Raw genomic sequence first — 7,442 nt, forward strand, 5'->3', positions numbered from 1 at the left:
AATGAACAGACCCGAAAGATTGCAGCCGGGCGTCAAACTGCGTGACGCAGACAAAGTCGCCCGAATTCCGGTAAAAATCATGCCATCCGAGCGTGAGACCATGCTCAGAAAGCCAGATTGGCTGCGGGTAAAGCTGCCTGCCTCCAATCAGCGCATCACCGAAATCAAGCAGGCACTGCGCAGCAACGGCCTTCACTCAGTGTGTGAAGAAGCCTCCTGCCCTAACTTGGCAGAATGCTTTAACCACGGTACCGCCACCTTTATGATTTTGGGTGCCATTTGTACCCGCCGCTGCCCATTCTGCGACGTGGCCCACGGCCGTCCACTGAAACCTGATGCCGATGAGCCGGTTAAACTGGCAAAGACCATCCGCGATATGAAGCTCAAGTACGTGGTGATCACTTCCGTTGACCGCGATGACCTGCGTGACGGCGGTGCCCAGCATTTTGCCGACTGTATCCGTGAAATCCGCGCCCTGAATCCGCACATCCAGATTGAAACCCTGGTACCCGATTTCCGCGGCCGTATCGACGTTGCACTGGATATCCTGAGTACCAATCCACCGGATGTATTCAACCACAACCTGGAAACTGCACCTGCGCACTATCGCAAGGCTCGCCCGGGCGCCAACTATCAATGGTCACTGGATCTGCTCAAGCGCTTTAAAGAGCGTCACCCAAACATTCCAACCAAGTCTGGTTTGATGATGGGGCTGGGTGAAACCAACGAAGAAATCATTCAGGTGCTCAAAGATCTACGTGCCCACGATGTGAACATGCTGACCCTGGGCCAGTACCTGCAGCCGTCCAAGTTCCACCTGCCGGTAGAGCGCTACGTGAGCCCACAGGAATTTGATGAGCTGAAAGTGATTGCCGAAGATCTGGGATTCAGCCACGCCGCCTGTGGCCCGCTGGTGCGCTCAAGCTACCATGCCGACCTCCAGGCACAGGGCAAGGAAGTGAAATAAGCAGGCTTAGCATTAAAGTCAGGCTTTAATTAAAAACGGCGCACTGGCGCCGTTTTTATTGGGGTAACTTAATCAGCCGTATCCAGCCTTAAATCCATCAGCACCGCATCCTCGCGGCCATCTATTGTTGGATAGTAGCCCTTGCGCCTGCCAATCTCGGTAAATCCCAGACGCTGATAAAGGCCAATGGCGGCCATATTTGAGGCACGAACCTCGAGCATCAGCACCTGAGCCCCATGGTTTTGTGCATCGGCAATCACCTGCTCGAGCAGTAGCTTACCCAGACCTTTCCCCTGTGCCGAAGGAAGCACGCAAATATCAAACAGGGTTGCCTCATCCACTATCTGCTGCACTATGGCAAATCCCAGCAGCACATCGTCACGATAGAGTCCACTGCAGCGATACAGAGGACCGAAGCAATCGGCCAGGGCTCCCTCCGACATCGGATGGGAGTGAGCCTCAGACTCAATGAACGCCATATTCGGAGCATCGTGCTGACCGAGTGCCTCAATCTTCATTACAAGGCTCCGCAGGTGCTGAGCGCATGCCAGAGCGCTCGTTTGCCTTGAGGCGTATCCAGTTGTCCCAGTGACACAGAGCGACTCTCGCCGGAACATGGTGTGAGTGCGATAAATGACTCTTTAACCTGGCACTCAAGCTCAGCGAACAGAGGATGATCAAACATGTTGTTAATCGCCTGCTTCAACTCAGGCGATAAAGGCGCAGGCTTGCCAACCTCACGCCAACGGGCGATGCCCATGGCATCCAGATATGCCGCTTTTTCCATTGCCTATCCTCTTTATCGAACCGAACACTTTAATCTATTATTTCAATTTCAAATGAATTTTTTAATTTATTATTCTAATTAAATCAAAAACAGGAGGAGACTATTATGATCAACAACGGTATCGACCAACAAAATCGCCTCGCCATCGCCATCGCCAAAGGTCTCTATAAGCTATTGGCTGACAGCTATGGCCTGTATCTCAAGACCCACAGCTTTCACTGGAACGTAACCGGCCCTATGTTCACCAGTCTGCACCTCATGTTTGAGCAGCAGTATACCGAACTTGCCCTCGCCGTGGACAGTATTGCAGAGCGGGTTAGGGCCTTGGGTGTAAAAGCCATAGGCTCCTACAGCGCCTTTGCCGCCGTAACCGACATTCAGGAAGACACTGGCAGCCTCAATGCAAGAGACATGATTAGCAGCCTGATAGAAGGCCAGGAAATTATTATCCGCAGTGCCAGAACCCTCATCCCGCTCGCGGCAGAAAGTAGTGACGACGCCTCGGTGGATTTGCTCACCCAAAGGGTCAGTATCCATGAAAAGAACGCCTGGATGCTAAGAAGCCTGTTGGAGGACTAAATCGCTGCCCGATTGCAACGTAAAGCGGGGATGCAAATTACTCGAACGCTGAAAAGACGAAAGGCCGTTCATTTCTGAACGGCCTTTCTGGCATATGGCAGGGGTGGCAGGACTCGAACCCGCAACCGTCGGTTTTGGAGACCGCTGTTCTACCAATTGGAACTACACCCCTGTTGACGGAGGGCATTATGCAAAATACCCCCCTAAAGGTAAAGCACTTTTTTAATGAAAACCGCTTGGTTGCGGCTTTTTCAGCCATAAAGACCTGTTTGTCTATTCGCTGTGCTCACCGGAGAGGAATCAGGGTTGGCTGACAAGCACAGGTAGCCAACTGTGACTGAGCCGTTACGAACTTCCGCTGTCATCCTCCGTGATGACCACCATTTCCATTACCGCACTGCATTACAGTTTCAGTCCCGCCATTTACACCGGCGCTGATCCTCACAAAACCTGCGTCAGCAAACATGGAAAATGAACCATGCTGGATATCATCTGCATGCGGGTTATCTAAATTACCGAGGCAGCTATAGCCAACACGATACATCCCTTCCGGTAAATACCCCATCTCGAAGAACCAATGGCCAGAGGTATCTTGCCTGAGAGGAGCGACAGCAATGGGAGCAACATGTCCCTCAGGGGTTGAGTCATGCATATCGCCCATTTGTGCGAGGCTGTTAACTGAATCAGGGTATAGGTAGGCTAAGTGACTAAAAGAACCGCTGGCAGGAAGCATTACAGCATTGGCGGTTTCACAATCTGCTATCCACTGAGGATCCATCTCGCCCAGCAAATGCCCCATCACATGATTATCTACCGACCAGCTGCCATGATGGCGCAATGTGTAGTTATGGTCATCATCATGATTGAGCCCCAGATAGAGTCCAATCTCCATAGTAAAGCTCTGGTGTTGGTTGGCTGACACAGAAAAATTCATGAGAGGAAGCACCCCTTCCTGTACCTGCATAGGATGGATACCCTGGCCATCCTCAACGTAGCAACCGTTATTACCATCCCCTGCTATCACTGTCATATGAACATCATGGTAATTACCTGTCGGAACACTCAACCCATCAACAATCCTGATACTCTTTTTTCCCTGATAGTCCAGAAGATTAAATTTTCTATCTTTCAATGAATAGCGATGCTGGTTATTGAGTTCATCGGTCATCACCAATTCATTCAGCTGAATTATGACCCCGACGACCCCACTCATAGGCGAGTCGGATATATCGATACTCAGGGTGCCAGCTTGATTCCCACTTGCAGGGATAGTTGGCGAATGATTGCCATCAATAGTATTGCTTTCTCCGCAAGCCATTAAAAATGCGCAGAAAAATAGTATGACGAACTTTAAACACCTCATTTCACCCCCCGAACTGGCTTAGCGATGCTGAATAGCCATACATCATCCGGCCGCTGGCAGTTAAAAATTGTGATCCTCATCAAGCAGTAAAACATCTATTTAACAAACGAGTGTGTATTCCCTCAAAATGTGAGCTGACATAAAGGGCTGACAAATTATCATTACGTTCAGAGCAAGACTCTGTTAGGCACAAAAAACTGGAGGTGCGTTAATTACAAAAAGACTGCGATTTCGGCGGTCACCCACGGGTAGATTTCTCGTAACGTTGGCGGCGGCATCGTTCCAGGGACACCATAAAAAAAACTCGTGCACGCCTTTTACAATAGCAGCAGGGGCTTTCGTCTTAAGTAACGGGTGAATATCGCGCAGCGATGAGTTCCTGAGCGAGAGGCAAGGATGGCCGAACTGGCTCTTGTATAAGGATATATTTTGCCAAACTGGGCTGTTAAGCAAGGACGCTATTGGATGGGGCCGGCTGGCTGGCCCGAACCTCAAAGTGCGCAGCACTTTCGGGAGCGATAAAGACAAAAAAGCCCCGCTGTTTTCAGCAAGACTTTATGTCAGTTGGTGGGCGAATGTGGCGCAGCCACAAGCTGAGGGTAGAAAACCGTTCCAGACGTTTCTAGATTCCCAACATCCATGGCGGTTAGCGCGAAGCTTTAGTGTCGCTGGGGCGGATTTATCCGCAACACCACAACACCAAGTGCAAATGTTGTAAAACGAAAAAAGCCTCTGCATTACTGCAGAGGCTTTCGTCTTTATGTTGGCGGAGCGGACGGGACTCGAACCCGCGACCCCCGGCGTGACAGGCCGGTATTCTAACCAACTGAACTACCGCTCCTTTGGGCTAGGCCCAAATTAGGCGTCTGGCAATGACCTACTCTCACATGGGGAGACCCCACACTACCATCGGCGCTGCTCCGTTTCACTACTGAGTTCGGAATGGGATCAGGTGGGACCAGAGCGCTATTGTCACCAGACATAAACTTGTATGGAACAAAGTTTAAACGCGCTTTAGCGCGGCCCGTTAGGGTCAACTACAAGGATGTAGTTGATAAATTCGTTCCTGAATCTGGAAAGCTGCTTTGCAGTAAATATGGTGGTCGCTACTGGGATCGAACCAGTGACCCCCTCCTTGTAAGGGAGGTGCTCTCCCGGCTGAGCTAAGCGACCGGTATTCTGTGCTATTGAGTTATCACTTCAATCAAGTCTGGTTTCTTCAAGACTATCTACACCATCTGAAACCCATCTGGGTTGTATGGTTAAGCCGCACGAGTCATTAGTACAGGTTAGCTCAACGCCTCACAACGCTTACACACCCTGCCTATCAACGTCCTGGTCTCGGACGGCTCTTCAGTGGACTCAAGGTCCAAGGGAAGACTCATCTTGGGGCTCGCTTCCCGCTTAGATGCTTTCAGCGGTTATCGATTCCGAACGTAGCTACCGGGCAATGCCATTGGCATGACAACCCGAACACCAGCGGTTCGTTCACTCCGGTCCTCTCGTACTAGGAGCAACCCCCCTCAATCTTCCAACGCCCACGGCAGATAGGGACCGAACTGTCTCACGACGTTCTGAACCCAGCTCGCGTACCACTTTAAATGGCGAACAGCCATACCCTTGGGACCGACTTCAGCCCCAGGATGTGATGAGCCGACATCGAGGTGCCAAACACCGCCGTCGATATGAACTCTTGGGCGGTATCAGCCTGTTATCCCCGGAGTACCTTTTATCCGTTGAGCGATGGCCCTTCCATGCAGAACCACCGGATCACTATGACCTACTTTCGTACCTGCTCGACGTGTCTGTCTCGCAGTTAAGCTGGCTTGTGCCATTACACTAACCACACGATGTCCGACCGTGTTTAGCCAACCTTCGTGCTCCTCCGTTACTCTTTGGGAGGAGACCGCCCCAGTCAAACTACCCACCAGGCACTGTCCCTAGTCCAGATTCATGGACCGAGGTTAGAACATCAACACTACAAGGGTGGTATTTCAAGGTTGACTCCACGAGAACTGGCGTTCCCGCTTCAAAGTCTCCCACCTATCCTACACATGTAGGGTCAATGTTCAGTGCCAAGCTATAGTAAAGGTTCACGGGGTCTTTCCGTCTAGCCGCGGGTATACGGCATCTTCACCGCAATTTCAACTTCACTGAGTCTCGGCTGGAGACAGCGTGGCCATCATTACGCCATTCGTGCAGGTCGGAACTTACCCGACAAGGAATTTCGCTACCTTAGGACCGTTATAGTTACGGCCGCCGTTTACCGGGGCTTCGATCATGAGCTTCTCTTGCGATAACCCAATCAATTAACCTTCCGGCACCGGGCAGGCGTCACACCGTATACTTCCTCTTGCGAGTTTGCACAGTGCTGTGTTTTTGATAAACAGTTGCAGCCACCTGGTATCTGCGACTGCCGTCAGCTCAGGGAGCAAGTCCCGTCACCAACAGCAGCGTACCTTCTCCCGAAGTTACGGTACCATTTTGCCTAGTTCCTTCAGCCGAGTTCTCTCAAGCGCCTTGGTATTCTCTACCCGACCACCTGTGTCGGTTTGGGGTACGATTCCTGCTAACCTGAAGCTTAGAAGATTTTCCTGGAAGCATGGCATCAACCACTTCGTCACCGTAGTGACTCGTCATCAGCTCTCGGTATATGTGTGCCCGGATTTGCCTAAGCACACTACCTACCACCTTAAACACGGACAACCAACGCCGTGCTGGCCTAGCCTTCTCCGTCTCTCCATCGCAGTTAGCAGAAGTACGGGAATATTAACCCGTTTCCCATCGACTACGCCTTTCGGCCTCGCCTTAGGGGTCGACTCACCCTGCCCCGATTAACGTTGGACAGGAACCCTTGGTCTTTCGGCGAGGGGGTTTTTCACCCCCTTTATCGTTACTCATGTCAGCATTCGCACTTCTGATACCTCCAGTGTGGGTTACCCCTTCACCTTCAACGGCTTACAGAACGCTCCTCTACCGCGTACACGTTATCGTGCACACCCGTAGCTTCGGTGAATTGCTTAGCCCCGTTACATCTTCCGCGCAGGCCGACTCGACTAGTGAGCTATTACGCTTTCTTTAAATGATGGCTGCTTCTAAGCCAACATCCTAGCTGTCTAAGCCTTCCCACATCGTTTCCCACTTAGCAATTACTTTGGGACCTTAGCTGACGGTCTGGGTTGTTTCCCTTTTGACGACGGACGTTAGCACCCGCCGTCTGTCTCCCGGATAGCACTCTTTGGTATTCGGAGTTTGCAAAGGGTTGGTAAGTCGGGATGACCCCCTAGCCTTAACAGTGCTCTACCCCCAAAGGTGTTCGTCCGAGGCGCTACCTAAATAGCTTTCGAGGAGAACCAGATATCTCCCGGTTTGATTGGCCTTTCACCCCCAGCCACAAGTCATCCGCTAATTTTTCAACATTAGTCGGTTCGGTCCTCCAGTTGATGTTACTCAACCTTCAACCTGCCCATGGCTAGATCACCGGGTTTCGGGTCTACGCCTTGCAACTAAACGCGCAGTTAACACTCGGTTTCCCTACGGCTCCGCTATTCGCTTAACCTCGCTACAAAACGTAAGTCGCTGACCCATTATACAAAAGGTACGCAGTCACGGTCTCAAGAACCGCTCCCACTGCTTGTACGTATACGGTTTCAGGTTCTATTTCACTCCCCTCACAGGGGTTCTTTTCGCCTTTCCCTCACGGTACTGGTTCACTATCGGTCAGTCAGGAGTATTTAGCCTTGGAG

At 51.3% G+C, this 7,442-nt stretch carries 5 protein-coding genes, 3 tRNA genes and 2 rRNA genes (1 of these 10 running past the window's edge); 2 read left to right on the forward strand and 8 right to left on the reverse strand.

Annotated features, from left to right (window positions below; all coding sequences use genetic code 11):
* Position 1: 1 nt before the first annotated feature.
* Positions 2-967, forward strand: a complete 966-nt coding sequence (gene lipA / locus SAMA_RS13555; RefSeq protein ID WP_011760704.1) for a lipoyl synthase — start codon at positions 2-4, stop codon at positions 965-967.
* 68 nt (positions 968-1,035) lie between these two features.
* Here lipA and rimI read toward each other — a convergent pair whose 3' ends face one another.
* Positions 1,036-1,485: a ribosomal protein S18-alanine N-acetyltransferase gene (rimI, locus tag SAMA_RS13560; protein WP_011760705.1), complete on the reverse strand. Its 450-nt coding sequence runs from the start codon at positions 1,483-1,485 to the stop codon at positions 1,036-1,038.
* A complete protein-coding gene (locus SAMA_RS13565; RefSeq protein WP_011760706.1) occupies positions 1,485-1,754 on the reverse strand; it encodes a hypothetical protein in 270 nt (89 codons plus the stop codon). Before SAMA_RS13565 ends, rimI begins: the two co-directional genes overlap by 1 nt.
* Positions 1,755-1,859: 105 nt before the next feature.
* On the opposite strand from SAMA_RS13565, the gene SAMA_RS13570 reads away from it, so the two are divergent.
* Positions 1,860-2,333, forward strand: a complete 474-nt coding sequence (locus SAMA_RS13570; RefSeq protein WP_011760707.1) for a Dps family protein — start codon at positions 1,860-1,862, stop codon at positions 2,331-2,333.
* A gap of 95 nt (positions 2,334-2,428) precedes the next feature.
* Here the strand turns inward: SAMA_RS13570 and SAMA_RS13575 are convergent.
* The 6 genes from SAMA_RS13575 to SAMA_RS13600 all read right to left on the reverse strand — a co-directional run.
* Positions 2,429-2,505: transfer RNA gene (locus SAMA_RS13575), tRNA-Trp, on the reverse strand.
* A 189-nt stretch (positions 2,506-2,694) separates the two neighbouring features.
* Positions 2,695-3,696 (reverse strand): DUF4382 domain-containing protein, encoded by a 1,002-nt coding sequence (locus SAMA_RS13580; protein ID WP_011760708.1) that lies wholly within the window; start codon positions 3,694-3,696, stop codon positions 2,695-2,697.
* Between the two features lie 764 nt (positions 3,697-4,460).
* Positions 4,461-4,537 (reverse strand) — tRNA-Asp (locus SAMA_RS13585).
* A 23-nt stretch (positions 4,538-4,560) separates the two neighbouring features.
* Positions 4,561-4,676: ribosomal RNA gene (gene rrf / locus SAMA_RS13590) — 5S ribosomal RNA — on the reverse strand.
* A gap of 117 nt (positions 4,677-4,793) precedes the next feature.
* Positions 4,794-4,869, reverse strand: a tRNA-Val gene (locus SAMA_RS13595).
* Between the two features lie 85 nt (positions 4,870-4,954).
* Positions 4,955-7,442, reverse strand: a 23S ribosomal RNA gene (locus SAMA_RS13600) (it continues 406 nt past the right edge of the window).

Origin of the sequence: Shewanella amazonensis SB2B (genome assembly GCF_000015245.1) — a bacterium.
Lineage (GTDB): Bacteria > Pseudomonadota > Gammaproteobacteria > Enterobacterales > Shewanellaceae > Shewanella > Shewanella amazonensis.